At 64.1% G+C, this 23,596-nt stretch carries 20 protein-coding genes and 2 tRNA genes; 16 read left to right on the top strand and 6 right to left on the bottom strand.

Translation table 11 applies throughout. The annotated features are described in order from the left end of the window. The first annotated feature begins 68 nt into the window (after nucleotides 1-68). Entirely contained in the window at nucleotides 69-1,613 is a 1,545-nt protein-coding gene (locus AB0P23_RS18735) for a carboxylesterase/lipase family protein (protein WP_206498772.1), read from the top strand. Here AB0P23_RS18735 and AB0P23_RS18730 read toward each other — a convergent pair. Beyond that, complete coding sequence (locus AB0P23_RS18730) at nucleotides 1,606-2,472, bottom strand: DNA-formamidopyrimidine glycosylase family protein (protein WP_206498771.1); 867 nt, start codon at nucleotides 2,470-2,472, stop codon at nucleotides 1,606-1,608. The two genes, AB0P23_RS18735 and AB0P23_RS18730, sit on opposite strands and share 8 nt — an antisense overlap. A gap of 29 nt (nucleotides 2,473-2,501) precedes the next feature. Here AB0P23_RS18730 and AB0P23_RS18725 point away from each other — a divergent pair, with 29 nt between their 5' ends. Genes AB0P23_RS18725 through AB0P23_RS18715 form a run of 3 tightly spaced genes read left to right on the top strand, consistent with a single transcriptional unit; the run spans nucleotide 2,502 to nucleotide 4,189 of the window. Next, nucleotides 2,502-3,302, top strand: a complete 801-nt coding sequence (locus tag AB0P23_RS18725) for a thymidylate synthase (protein ID WP_283348544.1) — start codon at nucleotides 2,502-2,504, stop codon at nucleotides 3,300-3,302. Continuing rightward, nucleotides 3,299-3,808, top strand: a complete 510-nt coding sequence (locus AB0P23_RS18720) for a dihydrofolate reductase (RefSeq protein WP_206498770.1) — start codon at nucleotides 3,299-3,301, stop codon at nucleotides 3,806-3,808. Before AB0P23_RS18725 ends, AB0P23_RS18720 begins: the two co-directional genes overlap by 4 nt. A 54-nt stretch (nucleotides 3,809-3,862) precedes the next feature. Then, nucleotides 3,863-4,189, top strand: a complete 327-nt coding sequence (locus tag AB0P23_RS18715; protein WP_027495987.1) for a cupin domain-containing protein — start codon at nucleotides 3,863-3,865, stop codon at nucleotides 4,187-4,189. On the opposite strand, the gene AB0P23_RS18710 is transcribed toward AB0P23_RS18715, so the two are convergent. Both AB0P23_RS18710 and AB0P23_RS18705 read right to left on the bottom strand, forming a co-directional pair. Further along, on the bottom strand, nucleotides 4,182-5,042 hold the full coding sequence (locus AB0P23_RS18710) for a universal stress protein (RefSeq protein ID WP_032365951.1): 861 nt from the start codon (nucleotides 5,040-5,042) through the stop codon (nucleotides 4,182-4,184). The genes AB0P23_RS18715 and AB0P23_RS18710 overlap by 8 nt on opposite strands. 103 nt (nucleotides 5,043-5,145) lie before the next feature. Beyond that, nucleotides 5,146-6,051 carry an acyl-ACP desaturase gene (locus tag AB0P23_RS18705; RefSeq protein ID WP_032399851.1) on the bottom strand — a complete coding sequence of 302 codons (906 nt, stop codon included), beginning with the start codon at nucleotides 6,049-6,051 and terminating at the stop codon, nucleotides 5,146-5,148. Nucleotides 6,052-6,385: 334 nt separating this feature from the next. On the opposite strand from AB0P23_RS18705, the gene AB0P23_RS18700 reads away from it, so the two are divergent. From AB0P23_RS18700 to AB0P23_RS18665, 8 genes are all read left to right on the top strand, one after another. Further along, on the top strand, nucleotides 6,386-7,618 hold the full coding sequence (locus tag AB0P23_RS18700; RefSeq protein ID WP_032399852.1) for a helix-turn-helix domain-containing protein: 1,233 nt from the start codon (nucleotides 6,386-6,388) through the stop codon (nucleotides 7,616-7,618). A gap of 74 nt (nucleotides 7,619-7,692) precedes the next feature. Further along, entirely contained in the window at nucleotides 7,693-8,409 is a 717-nt protein-coding gene (locus tag AB0P23_RS18695) for an ABC transporter ATP-binding protein (RefSeq protein ID WP_196250983.1), read from the top strand. Next, nucleotides 8,406-10,877 (top strand): FtsX-like permease family protein, encoded by a 2,472-nt coding sequence (locus AB0P23_RS18690; RefSeq protein ID WP_206498768.1) that lies wholly within the window; start codon nucleotides 8,406-8,408, stop codon nucleotides 10,875-10,877. The genes AB0P23_RS18695 and AB0P23_RS18690 overlap by 4 nt, the downstream gene beginning before the upstream one ends. Nucleotides 10,878-11,019: 142 nt before the next feature. Beyond that, the gene (locus AB0P23_RS18685) at nucleotides 11,020-11,646 is read left to right on the top strand and encodes an isochorismatase family protein (protein ID WP_363798752.1); all 627 of its coding nucleotides are present in this window, start codon (nucleotides 11,020-11,022) and stop codon (nucleotides 11,644-11,646) included. Nucleotides 11,647-11,761: 115 nt separating this feature from the next. Next, nucleotides 11,762-11,837, top strand: a tRNA-Arg gene (locus AB0P23_RS18680). A 136-nt stretch (nucleotides 11,838-11,973) separates the two neighbouring features. Continuing rightward, nucleotides 11,974-12,045, top strand: a tRNA-Gly gene (locus tag AB0P23_RS18675). A 100-nt stretch (nucleotides 12,046-12,145) separates the two neighbouring features. Further along, nucleotides 12,146-13,108, top strand: coding sequence for a hypothetical protein (locus tag AB0P23_RS18670; RefSeq protein WP_363798751.1), 963 nt, complete (start codon nucleotides 12,146-12,148; stop codon nucleotides 13,106-13,108). Beyond that, a complete protein-coding gene (locus tag AB0P23_RS18665) occupies nucleotides 13,105-13,674 on the top strand; it encodes a hypothetical protein (protein ID WP_363798749.1) in 570 nt (189 codons plus the stop codon). Before AB0P23_RS18670 ends, AB0P23_RS18665 begins: the two co-directional genes overlap by 4 nt. Before the next feature lie 635 nt (nucleotides 13,675-14,309). Here the strand turns inward: AB0P23_RS18665 and AB0P23_RS18660 are convergent. Continuing rightward, nucleotides 14,310-14,666 carry a recombinase family protein gene (locus AB0P23_RS18660; protein WP_363798797.1) on the bottom strand — a complete coding sequence of 119 codons (357 nt, stop codon included), beginning with the start codon at nucleotides 14,664-14,666 and terminating at the stop codon, nucleotides 14,310-14,312. 243 nt (nucleotides 14,667-14,909) lie between these two features. On the opposite strand from AB0P23_RS18660, the gene AB0P23_RS18655 reads away from it, so the two are divergent. Both AB0P23_RS18655 and AB0P23_RS18650 read left to right on the top strand, forming a co-directional pair. Then, entirely contained in the window at nucleotides 14,910-16,265 is a 1,356-nt protein-coding gene (locus AB0P23_RS18655; protein ID WP_363798747.1) for an HNH endonuclease, read from the top strand. A 223-nt stretch (nucleotides 16,266-16,488) separates the two neighbouring features. Beyond that, a complete protein-coding gene (locus AB0P23_RS18650; protein WP_027495978.1) occupies nucleotides 16,489-17,871 on the top strand; it encodes a DEAD/DEAH box helicase in 1,383 nt (460 codons plus the stop codon). Nucleotides 17,872-17,900: 29 nt separating this feature from the next. On the opposite strand, the gene AB0P23_RS18645 is transcribed toward AB0P23_RS18650, so the two are convergent. Further along, entirely contained in the window at nucleotides 17,901-19,157 is a 1,257-nt protein-coding gene (locus AB0P23_RS18645) for an MFS transporter (protein WP_283542364.1), read from the bottom strand. A gap of 39 nt (nucleotides 19,158-19,196) precedes the next feature. On the opposite strand from AB0P23_RS18645, the gene AB0P23_RS18640 reads away from it, so the two are divergent. Together AB0P23_RS18640 and AB0P23_RS18635 are read left to right on the top strand one after the other, a co-directional pair. Next, on the top strand, nucleotides 19,197-21,227 hold the full coding sequence (locus tag AB0P23_RS18640; protein WP_230593408.1) for a DUF2232 domain-containing protein: 2,031 nt from the start codon (nucleotides 19,197-19,199) through the stop codon (nucleotides 21,225-21,227). Beyond that, nucleotides 21,224-21,961: an energy-coupling factor transporter transmembrane protein EcfT gene (locus AB0P23_RS18635; RefSeq protein ID WP_032388623.1), complete on the top strand. Its 738-nt coding sequence runs from the start codon at nucleotides 21,224-21,226 to the stop codon at nucleotides 21,959-21,961. Before AB0P23_RS18640 ends, AB0P23_RS18635 begins: the two co-directional genes overlap by 4 nt. A gap of 1 nt (nucleotide 21,962) precedes the next feature. Here AB0P23_RS18635 and AB0P23_RS18630 read toward each other — a convergent pair whose 3' ends face one another. After that, on the bottom strand, nucleotides 21,963-23,573 hold the full coding sequence (locus AB0P23_RS18630; protein WP_283550432.1) for a VWA domain-containing protein: 1,611 nt from the start codon (nucleotides 23,571-23,573) through the stop codon (nucleotides 21,963-21,965). Nucleotides 23,574-23,596 lie beyond the last annotated feature (23 nt).

The following is a 23,596-nucleotide window of genomic DNA, read 5'->3' as shown; positions in this document are numbered from 1 at the left end:
GAGTCTGCCCGGTACCCGACCCTGCCGGTTCTTACCACCGGGTAAGAAGCGCCCGGTAGTATCGCGAAATGGCTGTGAAAACACGCGTGACCACTACGGACGGCATGATCGAGGGAAAGCCGGTCGGCAATCTCACCACCTGGCGGGGCATTCCCTACGCCGCCCCTCCCGTCGGTCCGCTTCGGTTTCGCGCACCTCAACCCACCCAGCCGTGGCAGGGCGTGCGCGACGCGACCGAGTGGGGCAACGCATCCGTTCAGCACAAGCGGGGCACGATGCTCGCAATCGGCAAGTACCAACCGTCGAGCGAGGACTGCCTGACACTCAACGTCCTGGCACCGAGCACGCCGAGCACGACACCCAGACCGGTCATGGTGTTCATCCACGGCGGTGCGTACACCCTCGGCACGTCGGCCACCCCGCTGTACGGCGGAGGTTCGCTGGTCCGACGCTCGCTGCAGGACGGCGACGGCATCATCTACGTGTCGGTCAACTACCGACTCGGCGCTTTGGGCTACCTCGACATGTCGCGATTCTCGACCCCCGAGCGGCCGTTCGATTCCAACCTGGGACTACGCGACCAGGTGGCGGCATTGGAGTGGGTAAAGCGCAACATCGCCGAGTTCGGCGGAGATCCCGACAACGTCACCGTCTTCGGCGAGTCCGCAGGCGGCAATGCCGTCACCACCCTGATGACAGTGCCCGCCGCGAAAGGCCTTTTCGCCCAGGCAATTGCCGAAAGCTCAGCACCGGGCATGACGACCGCCAAGCACCGGGCGGACCAGTGGGCGAGCGAGTACGTCGGGTACCTCGGAGGCACCGCCGAGACCGCGGTGGAAACCCTGGAGAACGCCGAGGTACTTGCACTCGGCCGAGCAGGCACCAAGCTCGGACTCACCACGCTGCACCGCACTCCCGGCCTGCTCCCCTTCGGCCCGGTGATCGACGGTGACTTCCTTCCTGTCGATCCGGTCGAGGCGTACGCGAACGGCACCGCACACAATGTGCCGCTGATCATCGGCACCAACGCCCGTGAGGGAACACTGTTTCCGAAGTTTCTGGACGCGTTGCCCACCAACCCCGAACGCATTTCCAAACTCTTCTCCCTCACCGATCCCGCGGCGGAACCGGTTGTCACCGGCGGATACCGTGGATACCCGAGCGAGCGGGCCGCCATCGACTTCGGCGGGGATTTCACGTTCTGGAAGCCGTCTCTCGAAGTGGCCGAAGGACATTCGCGTCACGCACCGACGTACTTCTATCGCTTCGACTTCGCCCCTCGGTCGATGAAGTTGTTGGGCCTCGACGCCACTCACGGGTTCGAGTTGTTCGCAGTCTTCGGCATCAACGAGACGTTGTTCGGCAAGGCCTTGACCGCGACAGGGGGACGAAAGTCGTTCGCGGAGGTCACCGAGCAGGTGCAGTCACACTGGATTGCGTTCGCCACCAACGGAAAGCCGTTGGAATCGTGGCCGGCCTACGACGAAGCCGAGCGCAAGACGCTGATCTTCGACACGCGCACCCGGGTGCAGAGAGATCCGCGCAGCGATCGCCGCAAAGCGTGGGAAGGCTATCGCGGCTACGCCAGCCAGACGCTCGAACCCGCTACTTGAGCAACCGTGACATCCGGCGGTCGGCAAGAATCTTGCCGGCCGTCTGGCACGTCGCGCAGTACTGAAAAGAGCGGTCCACGTAGGCGACCTCGCGCACCGGATCTCCGCAGACCGGGCACGGTAGCCCGGTTCTGGCGTGCACCCGCATGCCGGATCGCTTCTCCCCCTTCAGGCGCGCCGCATCCTGCCCGGCCGAGCGGTCCACCGCGTCGGACAGGACCGAGCGCATCGCGGCATAGAGAACCGAAACGGCTTCCGCGTCGAGCTTGCTGGACGATGCGAACGGCGAGAGCTTGGCGACGTGCAGAATCTCGTCCGAGTAGGCGTTGCCGATTCCGGCGAGCAACGATTGGTCCACCAACGAGGTCTTCAGACGAGCTGTGGTGCTGCCGAGTATCTCGGCGAATTCGAGCTCGGTGATCGTCATCGCGTCCGGCCCCAGCCGGGCGATGCTCGCAACCTGCTGAGGATCACGGACCACCCAGACCGCCAATCGCTTTTTGGTACCGGCTTCGGTCAGGTCGATGGCCGGGGTTGCGCCCTCGGGAGTGAAGAAGTGGATCCGCAGCGCCAGCGGCCCCTTGCCCGGTTTCGGCGGAGCAACACTGGGATTGTCCACCCATCGCAGCCAACCCCCTCGCGACAGGTGGGTGATCAGCCACAGGTCACCCGCCTGCAGCGCCAGATGCTTTCCGAACCGCGCGGCATCGGTGACGTCGCGACCCTGCAGATCGGTGATCGGCGGATCGAAGGTCTTGAGAACGCTGAGCGCCGCGATGTCGATGCGGCCTATCACGGCACCGACGGCATGCTCGCGCAAGAAGCCGGCAAGGGCCTCCACCTCGGGTAATTCCGGCATGCGTCCAGTATGCAGCTACGATAGCCGTCGTGATGGTTCCGACTCCGTACGAAGATCTGCTGCGCCGCATCCTCGACACCGGTACAGCCAAATCCGACCGGACGGGAACCGGGACGACCAGCTTGTTCGGGCATCAGATGCGCTTCGATCTGGCCGCGGGCTTCCCGTTGATCACCACCAAGAAGGTCCATCTCAAGTCGATCGTCTACGAATTGCTGTGGTTTCTGCGCGGAGACTCCAATGTCACGTGGCTGCAGGAACACGGCGTCAGCATCTGGGACGAGTGGGCAGCGCCGGACGGCGAACTCGGCCCCGTCTACGGAGTGCAGTGGCGTTCGTGGCCGACCCCGTCGGGCGAGCACATCGACCAGATCAGCCAGGTCATCGAGACTCTGAAGACCGATCCGGATTCGCGGCGAATGATCGTCTCGGCGTGGAACGTCGGCGAAATCCCGCAGATGGCCCTGCCGCCGTGCCATGCGTTCTTCCAGTTCTATGTCGCCGACGGCAAGCTCTCGTGCCAGCTGTATCAACGCAGCGCAGACATGTTCCTCGGCGTCCCCTTCAACATCGCGAGTTACGCACTGCTCACCCACATGGTCGCCGCACAGACCGGCCTCGACGTCGGCGAGTTCGTGTGGACCGGGGGCGACTGCCACATCTACGACAACCACCGCGACCAGGTTGCCGAGCAGCTCTCCCGCGAGGCGTACCCCTACCCGACTCTGAAACTGGCACAGCGGGATTCGATCTTCGACTACACCTTCGACGACGTCGAGATCGTCGACTATCAGCACCACCCTGCAATCAAGGCCCCGGTAGCGGTGTGAGTGCATCGAGAGAGGTCGGCCTGATCTGGGCGCAGAGTTCCAACCTCAAAATCGGCGAAGCCGGCAGGATTCCGTGGGAAGTACCGGAGGACATGGCCCGGTTCAAAGCCGCGACGATGAACCATCCGGTCATCATGGGACGCAAAACCTGGGAGTCTCTGCCCGAAAGATTTCGACCGCTCCCGGGCCGACGCAATATTGTGGTCACTCGCAATCGCTCGTTCGACGCACCCGGCGCCGAGACCTGCGGCGGGGTGGACGAAGCCCTGGCGCTGGCCGGAGGCGAGACCGCGTGGATCATCGGCGGCGGTGAAATCTACCGATCGGCAATGCCATTCGCCACAACCCTGCATGTGACCGAGATCGATGTCGAGGTACCGGGCGATACGGATGCGCCAACGGTGGAAGGCGATTGGATCAAGAAGACGGGCGACTGGCTCACCAGCAGAGTGGACGGTAGGCAGTTCAGATATGTGGAGTACGGGAAGCCTACCCAAACTGTTTGAGCGCGTTCATGATTCCCCCATCGCGGCTGCGGGTGGTGCGTCATACTGGCGGCTATGGACAAGAAGTCACTCACCGCACTTGCCCGTCAGCAACTCAAGCTCGCAGTCGGCGCGTCGAGTGGCCGCAGTTCGCAGACGGTGTACGGCGGCCACAGTCGCAAATTGAGGCAGACCGTCGTGGCGCTGGCCGCGGGTAACAAGCTGGCCGAACACGATCTCAGCGGTGAGTCGACCGTCCTCGTCCTCAGCGGCAAGTTGGAGCTGATCAGCGGTGAGAAGACCTGGAAGGGCTCGACCGGCGATCTCCTCGTCATCCCCGACGCACGGCACAGCGTCGAGGCGCTCGAAGACGTCAGCTTCTTGCTGACCGTCGCTATGTGACCGCTTTCCTGACGACCAACACCGGGCAATCTGCGGTGTTGACCAGAGCGAAGCTCGTCGACCCCAGCAGCATTCCCCCGAATCCGCCGCGCCCCCGGTTACCCACCACGATCACGGCTGCCGTTTCGGACAGTCCGCTGAGCACTCGAACGGGGCGATCCTGGGCGACGACGCGTTGGACGTCGACCTCCGGGAATCGCTCTTGCCACCCGGCGAGACTTTCCGCCAGCAACGCTTCCTCGGTGTCGGCGATGGCCTGCCAATCCGCGGGCGCGCGACCGAACGAGCGCGTCAGATCCACGTCGGACCACACGTGTACCGCGATCAACGGTGCATCACGTGCCGAGGCCTCGACGAACGCCCACTCGACCGCTGCCTGATTGACGTCGGATCCGTCCACGCCGACGACGACCGGGCCCTCGGCGACGGGACGGCCGTCGATGTCCCGGCCGCGTACGACGGCGACGGGTGACACACTGTGGGCGGCCAGAGAGAGTGTGACAGCGCCCGTTTCGCTCGCTCCGATCACCAAGAGCTCGGCTTGGGCCGATACGCCGATGAGTACGTCCATCACGCCGCCCTCGACGGCACTCGAGGTCACCTCGAACGTCGGGTCGTCGACGACCGACACGGCCAGCGTTTCCGCGGCCGCGAGCCGCGACTTTGCAGTGGCGACGAATTCCGTTGCCTCGCCTGCAAATTCGCTCAGATCGACAACGCCCGGCATGTCGACGGCCGTCACGATGTGCAACCGCCGATCCCGTCGCCGAGCGCACAGGGCCGCCCAGATCACAGCCTTGTCGGCCGCAGCGGAACCGTCGATGCCGACGATGATCGGTCGATGCCCTGTCACGTGCCGGCCTCCGGTAGTAGCCCCGAGCCCGCTGGCTCGGTGAATGACGAACAGGGGTTCAGGCTAGTCGATGAACGGTCACCGGAGGCGTGATGCACTCACGTCAGCTGGCGCGCAGCGCGTCTGCGTACCCCTGAGTTCGGGTGCGGTTCGCCTCGGCTGCCGCGGCCCGGGTGTCGAGATGGACCAGGTAGTCGGCCAATTGGTCGCGGCTGCGGACACCGACGCCCAGGTCGGTCCGCTCGAAGACGCGCCACCGCGTGAGCGTCGGCAGCAGCACCTCGTCGAGATGACGTCGAAGATCGAAGATCCCGTCCCGCTCGATGAGCATGGCGCTCCGACCGAAGCCGGGCAGGTTGGTACCCGGCAACTGCGCGTTCATGACTACTTCGGTGATTGCCGTGACGGTCGGAGCGGGGGCGACGTCGAGCGCTGCCGACACCAGATTCGCAAAGAAGGTGACGTGCAGTTTCTGGTCGTCGACTATCCGGCCGAGCAAGCGATCGGCAACCGGATCGTGGCACTGGTGCGCGGTATTCGTATGGCAGACGCTACTGATCGTTTCGTCGAGGGTCACCTGCGCCAGAGAACGAAGGAGGTGAGCGCCGTTCATCGGGGAGTCGAATCCCACCGTCTTGCACTGTGCGCGAGCTCGACCGAGTGCCGTCGGATCGACACTGCGCGTGGCGACCAGATAGTCGGTGACGGCTGCAGCATGCCGGGTGCGCTCGGCGCTCCACTCGGCGAGCCAGGCAGGCCACGAGCCGGTGCCCGACGCCGCGACCTCGCACCGATACAGCGGAATGTTCTGCTCGGTGAGGAGATCGGTGACCAGTGCCGCCTTGGCGGCTTCGGTCAGCGGTGACGTACGCGTTCCCCAGTACATCTCGGTCCGGACGAAATCCGTGGGCTGCCAGGAGACAGCTGTCGAGCGGTGGCGCGCGAGGTTGTCGTCGATCGTCGGCTGCAGTTCCCGTAGAACCGTGAACTGCCCGATGTCGCTGCGCATACTCGTCCTCTCACCCCGCTCGTCCGGACCGATCCGAGATCAAAGTAGGCGCGTAGCGCAGGCGATGGGACCGCCTTCTGCATTGTTTAGGGCAAGTCGCAAGGCCCCTCGTGGCCCGCTCGAGATAAATCACAACGAGTTTTGCCGAAACCATGGATCACACGTAGATAACAACCTATGATCGATCCTGTTAGAGGCCAGGAAACAAACTCAAAGTTTGAAAAACCTGCCATTTCGGCTGAAGTTGTATAGATTCACGACAGGAAGCGCGTTTCTACGCGTGAGTACGGTAGCTCTCTCAAAACCTGAAGAATCCAACACGAAGGGTTGATCTGTGACCGTTCACAACTCGACTGGCCTCGAAATCATGGTCGCAGGGCAGCCTGCTTCGGCTCCCCTTCGCGATTTTCGCGCAGTGGCGCGCCTCCTGGTAGGCCACTTCGCCGCCAATACTCCCTGCGGTTCACTTCCCGGTGAACAACTCCACGGAGACGTCACCGAATTCACCGTCAAGTGCATCAGCATCGCCGTGCAGATGCTCGACGAGCGACGCGCACCTGCCGAGTCCGACTTGGCCGAACTGCGCGCCAAGGCCAGTCAATGGGCTCGTGAGGGTGTCCCGCTCGAGTCCGTCCTCAGCGTCTACCACGAGGGCATTCAGATCGGTTGGAATCTGGTGTCCAAGCGGGCAGGAGAAGGCGACGCCGCCCAGTTGATCGAGGCTGCGCGCATGTTCGTGCTGCTGTCGGAGAAGGTCTCGATCGCGGCCAGCAAGAGCTACGTCGAAGAGCTTCAGGCGGTGGCGAGCGAGCATCACACAGCCGCGCACACGCTGGTCACCTCGTTGCTGAGCGGACACAACGCCGTCTCGATGGCCCGCCAGTCGGGCATCGAACTCGCCGACAGTTACCTCGTGCTCGCACTGTCGGTACCGCCGCACCCCGACGAGAACGACCCCAACATCCAGAAGACGGTGGCTGCACGGCGCAAGCTGCGTCGCGTGCAGGCCGAACTGGCCACCGTGTGCGGACGCACTCCCCTGTCGCTGCTCAGCACCGAGGGCGGAACCGTCCTGATCCCCGGCGTCCACGACGACGAGTGGGTCGAGGCGCTGGTGCACCGCATCGGTACCGCCGCAGAGGTCCCCGTCACCGCCACCGCCGAGCAGGCTGCGACAGCCGACATTCCCACCGCAGCAGACCAGGTCCACGAACTGCTGTCCCTGGCTCATCAGCTGCACCGCCCGTCCGGGTTGTACCGGATGGACGACCTGGTGCTCGAGTACCAGCTCACTCGTCCCGGACCGGGTCGACGCCACCTCACCCAGATCCTCGAGCCACTCGATTCGTCACCCGAATTGCTCGAGACCCTCGAGATCCACATTTCGCACGACCTCAACCGTCAGCGCTCCGCCCGGCAACTCCATCTGCACACCAACACCGTCGACTATCGCCTCAAGCGAATCGCACAACTGACCGGGTTCGACCCGACTCGTCCCTCCGGTATCCGCCACCTCCAGGCGGCACTGGTGGCCAGACGGCTCGAATCCTCGCGCGGCGCAGCGTGATCTGAGAACTCCGACCGGTTTCTCGACCCGACGGCAGGTAGCGTCGGAAGTATTCGAGAAGCAGGGGATCATGCATGACGAAGTTGAAGCTCCAGTTGTCCGGCGTGGTCAAGGAGTACCCCACCGGCGAACAACCGGTCCGTGCGTTGGACGGCATCGATCTCACGATCGACGGTGGGCAGTTCGTGTCGCTGGTCGCGCCGTCCGGAGCAGGTAAGTCGACACTGCTGCACATGCTCGGCGCGCTGGACACCCCGACGGCCGGGTCCATCCGATTCAACGACGTCGAGGTCACCACCCTCGACGACAACGCACAGTCCGATTTCCGACGCCATCAGGTGGGCTTCGTCTTCCAGTTCTTCAACCTGCTGCCGACCATGTCGGCGTGGGAGAACGTCGCCGTTCCGAAGCTGCTGGACGGAACCCCCATCAAGAAGGCGAAAGCCGACGCGATGCGGCTGTTGGACATGGTGGGGCTGGCGCAGCGGTCCGAACACCGCCCGGCGCAACTGTCGGGCGGCCAGATTCAACGTATCGCCATCGCCCGAGCCCTGATGATGGACCCGGCGCTGCTGATCGCCGACGAACCGACGGGCAACCTCGATTCCAAGACCTCCCACAACGTCCTCGAGATTCTTGCCGACGTAGCCCACGGCAGCGAGGGGCGTCGGGCAGTGGTGATGGCAACCCACGACCTCGAGGCGGCTCGGTCGACCGATCGCGTCGTCAGCATGATCGACGGCCGCGTCGACACCGACACCGACACCGACACCGCTGGTACACCTCGGTGATCGGTACCGCGCTCAGCAGATTTCGCGTCATCAGCCTCCGAGACCTCCGAATGCACTGGGTGCGTTCGCTGGTCTCGGCGGGAGTCGTGGCCGTCGCCGCGGGTTTGCTCATCGCCGTCCTCGGCACGTACGGGTCGCTGACCGGATCCGTCGAACGTCTGGCGGTGTCGATCGCAGGCAACGCGCAGTACGAAGTGGTCGGCGTGACCGATTCCGGATTCGACCAGAACGAACTCGACGCCGTACGCGGTGTTGCGGGCGTCGATGCGGCGGTACCCCTGCTCCGCAGCATCGTACGATCCGATGTCGGCGAGCTGACGGTACTGGGTGTCGATTCATCGATCACGGCACTGCAGTCCGATCTGCAGGGTGCGGTCGGCAACGCAGCGGGTCTGCTGTCCGACCCGTCGGGCGTATTGGTCGGAGCAGCAACGGGATTGACGCAGGGTGACACGGTCACGATCGCCGACCGACCCACTGCGGTAGTGGGCGTGATCGACGGCCCTGGTACGCAGCGCATCGGTGGGGGCATGTTCGCGGTCACGTTGCTGCCCACCGCGCAGGCGTTGACCGACCGTCCGGGTCAGCTCGATTCGATCTTCGTTCTCGGTGGCGGGGACGACCTGCGATCGGACCTCGACGCGGCGTTGGCCGGCCGAGTGTCGGTGATGAATCCGGAATTTCGGGCCGACAGAGCCGATCAGGCCATGAGCCTGACGCGTAATGCGACGCTGATGGTCTCCCTCATCGCGTTCGTCGTCGCGGCGTTCCTGGTGTTCAACGTCATGAACATGGCCATCGCCAAGCGTCGCCCCACCATCTCCCTGCTCCGAGCGGTCGGCGGTCGGCGCGCGGACATCGTCCGCGACCTGTTGTTCGAGTCGGTACTGGTGGGTCTCGTCGGCGGTGCCGTCGGGGTACCTCTCGGAATCATCATGGGCCGCATTGCCATCGAGAGCCTGCCGCCGTTCCTGTCGCAAGCATTCGATGCGCGAATCGAATACGTGTTGCCGAGCTTCGCCATTCCCGTCGCGATCGTGGCCTGCGTGCTGGCCTGCGTCGGCGCGTCCGCTCTGGCTGCTGTTCAGGTGTATCGCATCTCGCCGATCGAAGCATTGGCGGTCGGTGGCGGAGAAACAACCGGTGGTCCGAAACTGTCGTTCACGTTGGCCGCCACGGTGTTCGGTCTGCTCGCCATCGCCGGATCGTTCGTGTTCGCCGTCAACGTGGACGGGCAATTGACCCTCGGTGCCGGTGCCCTGTTCATGTTCGGCGTCGTCGCACTGTGCGTCGGCGGAACCGGGCCGATCGTCTGGGCCACCGGCGCTGTGCCCCGCCGATGGGGTGGTGCCGGACGGCTCGCCACCGCGACGATCGAACGCGCCCCGCGGCGCATCTGGGCGACGGTGATGACCATCGTCATCGCCGTGGGAGTCAGTGTGGGAGTGTCCGGTTCGTTGACGAACATGACCGACTCCGCCGCCGAGTCACTGTCGTCGCTCGCCGACACGGACCTGTACGTATCGATGAGCTCACCCGACGCCATACCGTCGGGCCCGATCGTTCCCGCCGCCGTCGACGAGGCCGTGCGGGCGACACCCGGCGTCTCCCGCGTCGTCGAAGGGCAGTGGGCCTACGCGACCATCGACGACGAGCTGGTCTCCATCCAAGGCGTCGCCGACGGAAGCAACGCGGTGACACTGGCCTCGCTCCCCACAGACGTACGCGCCGGATTGCTCGCGGGCGACGGGGTGGTGCTCTCGAAGGCGCTCGGTACGACGCTGGGAGTGACGGCGGGAGACGCCATCGATCTACCGACGCCGACCGGGGTGCAGAACGTACGCGTGCTCGATCTCGTGGACTACATCAACGCCGCCGGCGGAACGATGGCGATCTCACTGGAATCGATGCAGCGCTTCTACGACCGCCCGGGTGCGACGTACCTCGAGATCACCGTCGACGGAGACGTTGCAGCCGTGCAGGATTCGCTGCGATCGACACTGCCGCCCGAGGCATTCGTGTACACGGGCGCCGCGGCACTCGAGGGCACCAGCGCGGCCATCCGCCAATCCGGTGCGCTGGCCATCGCACTGCAGTGGATCGTCGCACTGGTCGCTGCCGTCGCATTGCTGAACACATTGACGCTGTCGGTACTCGAACGTCGACGTGAACTCGGAGTACTGCGCGCCATGGGCGGCGGCCGAGGAACCCTGGCACGCATGGTGTTGGCGGAGGCACTGTCCGTGGGGATTGTCGGCGGCATCCTGGGGCTGATCATCGGTGCCGGCCTGCAATACCTGAGCACACTGATCCTCGGTGCCAGCATCGGAATTCCCGTGCAGTACAACGCCAGTTGGACGGTGCTGTTGTACGGACTCGTCGCGTTGGGCCTCTCACTAATGGGATCGGCTCCGCCTGCGGTTCACGCATCACGCCTGAACATCGTGGATGCTATTGCGGCGGACTGACGGTGACAGGCGATCGGGTTCTCGGCCTCGGGATTCGCAAACGCGCGCGCGTTCGTCAGGTGCGAGCGAAATAGACAGCCAGCGGCTGACGACTCTGCGCGCGTCTGGCAAATGCGCGCGCGTTTGTACGAGGATGACCGACGTGGCCACATTCAGCGTCGAAGTAGAGAAGTACGCGGTCGAGACTCTGCGCGACTGTGTGGGTGGTCCCGAGTGGGAGTTGCGGCCCGAGCGCGCGGCACTTCTGGTTCATGACATGCAGCCGTACTACCTGAACGTGCTGCACTCCTCGGTTCATGCGCGGGTGGCTGAGGAAGCGTCGGCGGTGGTCGCGCGCGCCAGGTCCGTCGGAGTGCCAATTCTGGCGAGCGGGCCACGGCCGTCCGACACGATCGAGCAGCGTGGGCTGCTGGGACCGATGTGGGGGTTGGGCCCGTCTGCCGAGGACGTGGCGGTCGCCGAGCCGGACTTCGTTCCGATCGCGAAGCGTAGCTACAGCGCGTTCTACGCGTCCGATCTCGAGGTCGAACTACGCCGACGAGGCCGTGACCAGCTGGTCATCGTGGGCGTCTTCGCCTCGGCGGGAATTCTCGCGACGACGTTCGACGCTTTTGCCCGCGACATTCAGTGCTTCGTCGGCATCGAATCGGTCGCCGATTACACCGCCCACCAGCACCGCACCGCCCTGAATCTGATCGCATCACTGACCGGTGTGGTGACCAGCAGCGCGAACCTGCTTCACGATCTGCGGTGCGGACCGCTAGACTGACAACCGCGATGTGGGCCCGCTGTGCAGTACGACAGCGACCCACCCGCAACCAGATTGTTCGATTGATCGAAAGCCTTTGTCCAACAAGGGCTTTGGAGCACCCGTTCGATCACCAGCCTTCGTAGCTCAGGGGATAGAGCAACCCTCTCCTAAAGGGTAGGTCGCAGGTTCGAATCCTGCCGAGGGCACCACGTATAACCGGAGGTAGAGCGCTTGCAAGGCCCAATCTGAGGGTCCGAACTAACGCGTCAAGCCTAAAACGCGCGCAATTCACGCGTGAAGCGCGGATATGGCATACTAGTGTGGTCGAGAAGTCGACCCACTAACCCGTTGTAGCTCAGTGGATAGAGCACCCCCATGCCAAGGGGGAGGTCGCAGGTTCGAATCCTGTCAATGGCTTGAAGGAGAGGCACGGTGCGGCATATGCCCCGTGTCTCTTCTGTTTTTGGCCAGTAGGCAGCTAAGCAAACCTGTCGGTAGGGTCTGTCATGCTGTGAGCATGACAATGCAAGAGTCTGCCTCTGCGAACGATCACAGCAACAGCCCTGTCGAGTCCTACGGGGCGTTATTGATCCGCGACGATCCGACCGGTCGAGCCTCGGTTGTGTTCGAGAAGATCTGCGACTTCGATGCCGAGGCATACCATCGATATGCCAATGCATACTGGACGGTGTACGACATTATCAGTGTTAATATGTTTGTTTTCGTTAAACAATCTGCCTTGGAGATGTTCCGAATCTGGGAAGAAGCGTCGACAGCACTACGCGAAGGAAAAATCTCTCACACCGATCCTGATAGTTTCGTCGAATGGGGCACTCGACTTCGGTGCTCAATCCTGGCGTTTTGTTCGACTATCCACCACCATCAGGAGCAAAATTACATACAAGTCAAGAAGAAGTTTGGCGAAGATTCGCCAGAACATATCAAGATGAAAACTCTTTTTGGCGAGCTATACGACGACTGTTTCGGATACCGATACTTATACAAGCTGAGGAATGCGTTGGTGCACTATTCGATGTTGGCACTGTCCCTGAAAGGCGAAGCACGCGCCCATCAGGGTCAAACTTTGGCGATGTTCGACGTATCGATGGATCGATCGGTGTTGCTAGATATGAAAGGACATTTAAACGCCAAGCTGAAGACTGAACTTCGCGGGCTACCTGGAGATCCGAGTGTTTACCAAATGGCCGGTGAGGCCACGTCACTACTCGCAGAGTTAAACAAGAAGATCGTCGCGATTTTAAACCCTGAGATCGACGAGCTCTGCTCCGTCATTCGCGAGTATGACGCAATCTATGAAGGTCGGTTGGGTGTTCGAGCTATCGGACATCAGCAGAGCCCTGAGATGCGTCCGCCGTTCACTACTGGCTACCGTGCGATGTCCGCCAAAGTATTCAAGGCGGCGCATCTACGCGCGAACCTGCCGCCGACCGCGCCTGCAACTGCAGAAGGACTGGAATGACGCCGATTGGGCAGGGCGAGCCTGCAACTGCACCGGGTGACTCATTCTTGGATTGGCTACAGGGGTCAAACTACGGAACGTTTGCAGCTGCCGTACTCACTGCAATAATTCTAGTTTCCCTCAATTGGTGGATAAATCGACGCCATGGCCGCTGGGAAGCATTGACCAACGATGCCGAATTAGCAGAGAAGATGCGCGACACCCCTACGCGTGAATGGCTGCAGGACTACATCGATCTGCGGGTTCGCGCTTATGGACAATCTGAAACCGCGAAACGCCGCGACTGGCGATCGTTTGTGACCTATGTACCGCTCGCACTTATCACCTATGTGCTGTTCTGGATGGCATTCTCAGACCAGGTCAATCTTTCTGGCGGATACAAGGTCACATACGTCGCTCTTGCTGTAGTTTGTAGCGTCTTACTTCTAGTCTTCACAATCGAAGCCATGTGGAAAAAACACAGGATTCGGGGCGTCGGCTGGCAAGCGGTATCAAACTCGCAGCTAACCGAGCTTCACGACCGGCTAAAGACGCTGGGTGGCAAGACCGAGTCTCCGCCTACCTGAAAAGTAGGGGGCGTGATTTCAGTCAAGGCCGCTATGATCCGCTTATGAAACGTACCCCTTTGTCTGTTTTGAAGCTGTAGCGGTCTCGTTGCTCATTTCCGCGTGCGGCAGCTCCGCGCCAGAGCCTGCCGCCACGGACGCTCCGTCGTCGGTTGCGGCTACGACGACCGCAACGACCTCGACAGCCAGGCAGGCCGCTGAGCCCGCGGGGTTCGACGCATCGTTCCTGGATAGCTGGGCCGTATCGGGCGCGTGCCTCTTATGCCAGCGGCACGCTCAATTTGCGACAGCCTGGACAATGGTGCCTCACCGGAAGCCCTCGTAAACGACGCCCTGGCCTGGCTAAAGACTAACTACCGCAACGGCGCTCCCAGCAAGTTCAACGGCTGGGAGCTTGTCGACGCGCAAATTCTGTACCTCACACCACCGACTACTCCTGCCCGGAATACAAGGGCAACTACACCCCGTAGCGCACTACCCCCGCCGTCTACCGAAGAGCGGTACCACGTTCGACGCCTCCTGCGAGGCCGGTCGATTCCGAGCTGATTCGGACTGCGCCGCAGGCCGGATGAGCGGGGCTTGCTTCCCGCCCTCGTTCTCCGCGATGTAGTCGGCGTAGACGTCAGCCGCCATCGCTACTCGAATGTCGAAGAGCAGGCGCTGGCTCGCATCGCTGGACTTAGCCCCGTTGCAGTCAAGCAACGTCCAGCCATTCGTATTGGCGCGCTTGGCGATTGAAGTAGCATCGAGCTGGTCCACGCGGCGCGATCGAGCGCCCTGACCAGCAGGCCGTCCGCGAAACCAGACTCAATTGCTGCGATGGCCGTGTGTCGCCCGAAGAGCTTGGGCACGCTCCCACTGCTCATCACATCGTATGTGACAGTGAGTAACTGGAGCTCGTTGGCTTGGCAGTGTTTTCGCATCGCGTCCGACTGTGCGCCGAGGCCATGCCCCTTCTCCTGGGCGCTGGTCGAGACCCGCGCATAGCCAATAGCCCTGAAGCCCTGAAGCCCTTGAGCTTTGGTTCCGCGTGTTCACGCTGGTCGAGCGATTGCATCGTCGTCATATCGTTGTCCTGTTCGCCTTGTCGAGTGGGGCCGGAAACGTCGCCGTCGGTAGTCGGGAGCGTTTCCACCGATGCCGTTTGCTCCCTCGACAGCCATCCGGCCAACCCTTGCCAGACCGAGGAAACACGTCTAATATCGAACATGCATTCGAGTACTGGGGAGGAACTCGTGGTCACAGCTGTACAGGAATCACCGCTCACATCCGCTGAGGTGTTGAGGTTCGTTGCGCGTCTTCAGGCGTCCGACATCGCTGTCGACGCAGCAGCAGGCATCGATCTCATCTCTGCTCTCGAAACCGTCAAATGCGTCAGTGTGGCAACCCAAGCCGTGGTGACCGATGCCGTTGCAACCGTGATCAGCACCGAACGTCGTGAACGTGGCAAACCGAAAGCGCAGTGGCGCACAGGAATTGCGTCGCAGATCGGCCTGGCTCGACGAGAGTCACCCAACCGCGGCGGCACTCACCTCGGGCTTGCTCGTGCGCTCGTTCACGAAATGCCACACACCCTGGCCCGCCTGAAAGCCGGCGAACTCAACGAGTGGCGCGTCATGATTCTCGCCCGCGAAACAGCATGCCTCACCGTCGAGGATCGCCGGACCATCGACGAACTCCTGTGCGCAGACCCCGCCAACCTCGCCGGTGCAGGAGATCGCACCATCGAAGGTCGCGCCCGCGCACTCGCCAACGAACTGGACGCCGCCTCCCAGGTCAAGCGACGCGCAAAGGCATACGCAGCACGCCGAGTCAGTACGCGCCCCGCACCCGAATCGATGGGATTCTTCACCGCGCTCACCTCGATGGAGAAGACCGTCTGCATGTGGGCGACCCTGCGGCGCGACGCCGACACCGTCATCAACGCAGGTGGCGACACACGCAGCCGCGACCAGATCATGGCCGACCTGGTGTTCGAGCGAGTCACCGGCGCATCGGCCGCTCAGGGTCCACCGGTCACCGTCGACATCGTCATCTCGGATTCGACCCTGCTCGCCGGTGGCGACACGTCCGCATATCTGCACGGCTACGGCGACATCCCATCGGACGTCGCACGCCAACTCGTGCGCGACGCACTCGACGACGCACAGGGCAATGAGACGCGCGTCGCATTACGTCGCCTCTATGCCCACCCGAAAACCGGCGCACTGACAGCCGTCGAATCCACATCCCGCGCATTTCCCACCGCATTGGGACGCCTTATCGATCTCCGCGATCGCACGTGCCGCACCCCGTGGTGCGACGCGCCCATCCGGCACCACGACCACATCATCGCGCACACGGCGGGCGGAGCGACCAGCGCCGAAAACGGCGCAGGCCTGTGTGCCGCATGCAATTACGCGAAAGAAGGCGACGGCTGGACGGCCGAAGCACTACGAGACAAACGGAACGCGCGACATCGCTACAGGCTCATCTCACCCACCGGGCACACGTACGATTCGAGCGCGCCGCCGATGCCGGTGGTCGAGCTCTACAGCTCCCCGGCGGAGAACGTCTACATCGACGGACTGTTCGGCTCCGACGCCGCGTGACCGTCGACCGCGGGAAGAGATCGGGTCCGCACTCGGTTACACTCGGTATCGACGCGCGTAACTGCACGTCAGACGTCGTGGAATGCTCCCGAATCACCATGTGCACCCCGCACAGGCTTCTCTTACGGCGATCGAAACTGCCCACCGGCAGTCTCGCCACCTTGCATCTCGGCCCGAAGGCCCGCAGGTGCAACACCCTGCCCGAAAGGCACTTTTCATCACAATGACGACCCCACAGACTTTTGCTGCACTCGGAGTACCCCAGGCCATCGCAGACGTACTCGCGAGCCAGGGCAAGACCGAGGCCTTCCCCATCCAGGCCGACACGCTCCCCGACACACTGCAGGGACGCGACGTACTCGGACGCGGAAAGACCGGCAGCGGAAAGACACTCGCATTCTCCATCCCCATGGTCGCGCGTCTCGCCGGCCAACTCCCCGGCAACCGCAAGCCCGGCCGCCCGCGCGGCCTGATCCTTGCGCCGACGCGTGAGCTCGCCACCCAGATCGCCGTCGCGATCGAACCCCTCGCCGCCGCATACTCGTTGAAGGTCACGACGATCTTCGGTGGTGTCTCGCAGGTTCGCCAGGTCTCCGCACTCAAGTCGGGTGTCGACATCGTCGTCGCCTGCCCCGGACGCCTCGAAGACCTCATGAAGCAGCGCCACCTGACTCTCGACGGCGTACAGATCACCGTCCTCGACGAGGCAGACCACATGGCCGACCTCGGGTTCCTGCCCGTCGTCACCCGGATCCTCGCCGCCACCCCCGACAAGGGTCAGCGCATGCTGTTCTCGGCGACCCTGGACAACGGTGTCGACAAACTGGTCAAGCGCTTCCTGCACAACCAGATCACGCACTCCGTCGACGAGGCCACTTCACACGTCGAGGCCATGACTCACAGCGTGTTCGAGGTCGACGGCGTCGAAGCCAAGAAGAAGCTGGTTCACCAGCTCGCCTCCGGCACCGGACGCCGCATCCTGTTCATGCGCACCAAGCACCAGGCCCGCAAGCTCGCCAAGCAGCTCACCGACGCCGGAATCCCGTCCGTCGACCTGCACGGCAACCTCTCGCAGGCCGCACGTGACCGCAACCTCGCGGCCTTCTCCTCCGGCCAGGCCCGCGTGCTCGTCGCCACCGACGTCGCAGCCCGCGGCGTCCACGTCGACGACGTTCAGCTGGTCGTCCACGTCGATCCCCCAGCAGAGCACAAGGCGTACCTGCACCGCTCCGGCCGCACCGCGCGCGCCGGAAGCGCAGGCGACGTCGTGACCGTGGTTCTGCCCGAGCAGCGCAAGGACACCGCAGTGCTGCTGCGCAAGGCCGACATCAAGGTCACCCCGATCCGCGTCACCGCCGACTCGCCTGCAGTGGCAAACCTCGTCGGCGAGCAGGCCCGTTACGTCGAGCCTGCACCGAAGGCAGAGCCGGCACCGGCACGCACCGGAGCCCCGCGCAACAACAACGCGCGACGCGGCGGCCCGGCCCGCTCGGGTGGTCAGCCGCGCAGTGGTGGACAGCCGCGCAGCGGTGGACAGCCGCGTTCCGGTGGCGGCGGCCACAGCCGTCGCGCAGCAGGCCCGGCCACGAGCCAGCGCAGCCGCTGACCCGAAGTTCGGAAACAGGAAAGCCCTCGCTACGAGGGCTTTCCTGTTCTGATGCTCACGACGGCCGCGACCGCGCACAGGCTGGCCGCACCGAACCACGCCATCGTGTATGCGCCGGTGGCGTCACGCACGATGCCCGCGACGACGGACGCGATACCCGCTCCGATCTGGTGTGAAGCGAACACCCACCCGAACACCAGAGAACCCTTGTCGCCGAACACCTCTCGGCACAGTGCAATCGTGGGCGGAACCGTTGCCACCCAATCCAATCCGTAGATGACCACGAAGATGACGATCGACGGTTGGATGGTCGCCGACAGCAACCACGGCAGAAACAACAGCGAGATTCCGCGAAAGCCGTAATAGGCTGCCAACAGATACCGCGGATTCACTCGATCGGTCAGCCAACCCGATGCGATCGTCCCGACGATGTCGAAGGTTCCCACCACCGCCAGCAGACCCGCTGCGGTGGTTTCGTGCATTCCGTGGTCGTGCGCCGACGGTATGAAGTGAGTTCCGATGAGCCCGTTGGTCGTTGCGCCACAGATCGCGAATCCGAGCACCAACGCCCAGAAGGTTCGTACTCGGCTCGCGTCGCGTAGAGCCTGTACCGCTGCGCGCGCCGGGTTCACGGTCGACACCGCCGCCGGCGGGACGTAGTCGGCGGGTGCGCCGTACGGAGTCACGCCGACATCGGTCGGCATGTTGCGCAGCCACCGCAACACGAACGGCACCACGATCAGCGAGCCCCCGGCGATGAGGAACGACGCTGCGCGCCAACCGGATCGGTCGACCAGCTGAGCGATCAACGGCAGAAAGATCAACTGCCCCGTCGCGCTGCCCGCGGTCAACACGCCCGAGACGAGCCCGCGACGCTGCACGAACCATCTATTCGTCACCACCGCCGCGAACACCAGAGCCATCGACCCGGTGCCCAACCCGATCATGACGCCCCACGTCAACACCAACTGCCACGCCTGGGTCACGAACACACTCAGAGCGCTGCCCGCGGCCACGACGACCAACGCCGTCGACGTCACAGCTCGGATCCCGAAACGCTCCATCAACGCCGCGGCGAACGGTGCCGTCAGACCGAACAGCACCAGGTTGACGCCCACCGCCAGCGACAGCATCGACCGCGGCCAACCGAACTCTTCCTGCAGCGGCACCATCAACACGCTCGGTGCGGCCCGGAACCCCGCCGCACCGACGAGAGCGAGGAAGGCCACCGCGGCGACGATCCATGCCGGATGAAGTCGCCTGCGGGTCGCGATCTCGGAAGTCACGCAGACAGTGTGCCTCAGTCGAGCTGGCACACTGGAGCGGTGACCGTCAGCGCTGCCCACCGTCCCGAGTCCGGGCCCCTCGGTCCGCAAGAATTGGCGACCGCTGCGGTTATGAGCAGCTTCACCGTCGCGCTGACGGTGATCGGCGTGCTGGTGCCGATGGCAGCGATTCTGCAGGTTGTCGCCGCTATTCCCATGTCGGTGGTGGCCCTGCGCTATCGCACGCGAGCATTGGTCACCTCAGCGGTGGCGGGCATACTCGTAGGATTCGTCGCGGCCGGCACTCAGACGGCGCTCACCGTGGCCAGTGCGGCATTGCTGGGCGGTCTGGTCGGCCGGGCGAAGCGCCGGAAACAAGGCCTGTTCGGCGTGCTCGTCACGTCGGCAATCGTCGGACCGGCACTCGGAGCCCTCGCGGTGCTGTTGCTGCTGATCCTCGTCCCGCTACGGCAGCTGTTTCTCGAGACGCTCCGCAACACCATCGAAGGCATCTCCCGACTGTTCGAGCGCGTATCCGCCCCGCAGGCCATCCCCGATGTCATTCGCAGCAGCAGCACAGCGGTACTCGACAACTGGTGGTGGTGGGTCGGCGGGTCCATCGCATTCGGCATCGTCACCGGAACTCTGTTCGCGTGGCTGATCCTCACCGCCATCCTCGATCGCCTCTCGGCCATCCCCACACCGGAGCCGTTCGTCTCGGGCATCGACGACGAGATCGCGCCACTGCCCGTCACCCTGACCGCCGTGGGCTACCGGTATCCCGGTAGCAGATCGGCAGCGTTGAGCGGCATCGACCTGCACATCGAACCGGGCGAATTCGTCGCGATCGTCGGCCACAACGGATCCGGCAAATCCACGCTGACGCGAATTCTCGCAGGCCGCGAACCCTCCGAGGGGTCGGTGACTCGTCCCGGCTCCACCGGACTCGGACGGTACGGCGGCACCGCAGTGGTGTTGCAGCGACCCGAAAGCCAGATCCTCGGCACCCGCGTCGCCGACGACGTCGTATGGGGACTGCCACCCGGCGACTCTCGCCCCGACGTCGACGCCCTGCTCGACGAGGTGGGGTTGAGCGGCATGGGTGCTCGCGACACGGCCTCGCTTTCCGGCGGCGAGATGCAGCGACTTGCCGTCGCCGCGGCCCTGGCTCGGCGTCCCGCTCTGCTGATCGCCGACGAGGCAACCGCCATGATCGACGCCTCGGGCCGGGAACATCTGGTCTCACTACTCGCGGCACTGCCCCGTCGGCACGGGATGTCGGTCGTACTCGTCACCCATCATGTCTCGGAAACTGTTGCCGCTGATCGCGTCGTACACCTGCACGAAGGCATGCAGGTGGAGCACGACACTCTGTGGATGCAGACCAGGACCGGCAACACTGCTGTCCTGCACGACAATTCGAGCCCGCGCCTGCTCGAACTACGCGACGTGCGGCACGTCTACAACAGGCGCACCCCGTGGGCACAATCGGCGTTGAACGGCGTCGACATCACCGTCAAGCGAGGCGAGGGAGTTCTCGTTCTCGGCGGAAACGGTTCGGGCAAGTCGACTTTGGCGTGGATCATGGCCGGCCTGACCGGGCCCACCACCGGCGTCGCGCAGCTCGACGGCAAGGCGATGACGTCGCGAGTCGGCGACGTCGGGCTGGCCTTTCAGCATTCGCGCCTGCAGTTGCAGCGGCGCACCGTCTCCGAGGACATCGCCGCGGCCTCGGGGCCCGAAACCGGTTCTGCCACAGTGTCGGCCGCGATGGATGCCGTCGGCCTCGACCGGTCACTGGCCGCACGCGACGTCGACTCGCTCAGCGGCGGGCAGATGCGACGCGTGGTGCTGGCCGGTCTGATCGCTCGTCGACCCCGCATCTTGGTGCTCGACGAGCCGCTGGCCGGACTGGACCCGCCCGGGCGCGACGACATCATCGGCGTCCTCGCCGGCCTGCGTGAGCGCGGCGTGTCGATCGTGGTCATCTCGCACGACGTGGACGGTATGGACGCCGTCTGCAGTCGAACCATCACGATGGCCGACGGCCATATCGTCTCCGATTCGATTCATGGGAGCGTGCATTCGTGACGACCGTCGTACTGCGCCAGGTTCCGCGGTTCTCACCCATTCATCGACTGTGGGCGGGCACCAAGCTCATCGTGGTGTTGCTGCTCAGCATCACCCTCGTCGTGGCTCCGACGTGGCCTGCCCTCGGCATCGTGTTCGCGCTGCTGGTCGTCGCGGCTGTCATCGCCCACATTCCGATCACGGCTCTACCTCGGCCACCGTGGTGGATCTGGGCGCTCTTCGGCGTCGGAGCACTGATCAATCTGCCCATCGGCGGCGCAGCGGTTCTGCTGTACTTCCGTGCCACGCTGTTCGTGTTCGTTCTGCTGGGCGCATCGATGATGATCGGGTGGACGACGTCGATGAGCGACATCGCTCCGGCGGTGTCGAAACTCGGTGCACCGCTGAAGAAGCTGAAGCTGCCGGTGGACGAGTGGGCGATCGCCGTGGCGCTCAGCCTGCGGTCGCTTCCGCTGCTCATCGAGGAGATGCGCACCCTCAACGCCGCCCGGCGGCTGCGACCGAAACCCGTGGTCAACAGTGCGTCGGACAATTCGCTGGTCGACATCGTGACCACGGTGATGTCGGTGGCCATCAGGCGCGCGGACGAAATGGGTGAGGCCATCACCGCACGCGGGGGCACCGGCATGATCACCGCCACCGAGGCACGTTTCAAGGGCTCGGACGCGGCGACACTGGTGGTGGTGACGCTGGCCTGCGCGGCCGCGATCACGATCAGCTTCCTGCTGCGGTGAGCTACTCCCCCGCGAGACGCTCGGTGCGCGAGTTCAACGCCTTGACGAACACGTCCGGGATATCGCGGGGATCCTCCGCGACATAGCTCGTACCACCGGTGGCCGCGGAGATCTGCTGCAGCGCAACCGGATCGGCATCACTGGTGACACCGACCGTGATGATCACGATGGGACGCACCGGATCCTGCTCCTTCTGCAGGGCAGCGAGAAGCTGATCCAGAGAAATGCTGCCGTTGTCCTCGTTCGCGCCGTCGGTGAGGATGATGACGCTGTTGACGTAATCGGGGTCGTAGCCCTCCTTGACACGTCGGAACGCCGCCAGCGTCGTGTCGTAAAGTCCGGTCCCGCCTCCGACCAGAGCCGGTAGCCCACGGACTGCATCGAGAATGGCCTGACGCTGCGGCTTACCGTCGAACGTGTTGCTCACCGGGCCGAGCGGCACCAGTTCTCGGTAATCCTGCTTTCCACCACCGAGTCCGATGGAGAAGGCCCACAGCCCCATCTGCGTCTGGTCGCTGAACAGATCGTTGGCACCGAGCGACGCATCGACGGTCAACGCGATGCGGGTGGAGTCGCCGGATTTCGCCGCCATCGAACCCGATACGTCCTCGACGACGAGGGTCCGGAGCGGCAACGCGAGCACCGCCCAGTCGCGCAGCGTCGTCTCGATCGACAGCGGATTCTTGATTTCCAACGCGGCGACCGAGCCGACGCCTCTGCCGTCGGCCAAGGGGGTTCCACTCGACGTTCGGAAGCCGGCTGCAACGAGTGTGTCCGTCGCCGACTGCGAGGCCAGCACCGACGCCAACGCGGCCCCGGCGGCCTTGACGCGGTCGTACTCCGACCCGGCCGGAGCCGTGACGGCGAGGGGGTAGTTGAGGAAGTAGCTGCCCGTCGACGGCACCGACTCGGTGAGCGACGATCCGGGGTTCGCTGCCTCGTAGGCCAGCACGGCCTGTTCGGTGGCGACGCTGGTTCCGCCCTCGGTCGCCACCTGGGCGACGAGGTCCGGGGTGTCGTGGGGCGTGTCGGCTATCCGGCCGAAGTCCTGTGCCATGGGCACCAGAGCGGCAGACACGGCTTTGGCGTCGGAGATCGCGACCTCGGACTCGGCCAGCGCACCGAGGATCGCAGCGTTGGACGCACTACTGGTGAGCGGATCGCCGATGCGTTGGCCCGGCATCTGCAGCACGCTGAGCCAGGTGTCGGTCACCGGGGCGGTATCGGAGGCCGACACCAGCACGGGCAGTGTGTTCGCCACCGACGTCTTGGCGAGTTCGGGCAGGGCTCCGGTCGAACGCAAAGTCTTGAGCAGCCACAACGTCGAGTCCGGGATCCACAGGTCGGGGCGGTTCTCGTCGGTACCTGCGATCTCGGTCGCCGTGTCGGTGGGGCGCTCGGCCCGCACCTCGAAGTCGACGCAGCCGCGGTCCACCTCGCCCGCCTGGGCCAGGATCTGCTGCACCGGTTCGGCGATCGAGGTGTCCACCGCGAGCGAGACCGTGTCCAGCGAATCGCACGAGTCCGAACCCGCTGCGCGTACGGCCTGGACGCCGAACCAGCCTCCGGCCGCGACCACGACTACTGCCAGCGCGGCCGCACCCCAGGTCACGACAGGACTGAACCTGCGACTAC

The organism is Rhodococcus sp. NPDC077669 (assembly GCF_040686915.1).
In the GTDB taxonomy this organism is placed as follows: Bacteria; Actinomycetota; Actinomycetes; order Mycobacteriales; family Mycobacteriaceae; genus Rhodococcoides; species Rhodococcoides fascians.
The sequence above is the reverse complement of the archived record's forward strand: the minus strand, read 5'-3'. Positions and strand labels throughout refer to the sequence as shown.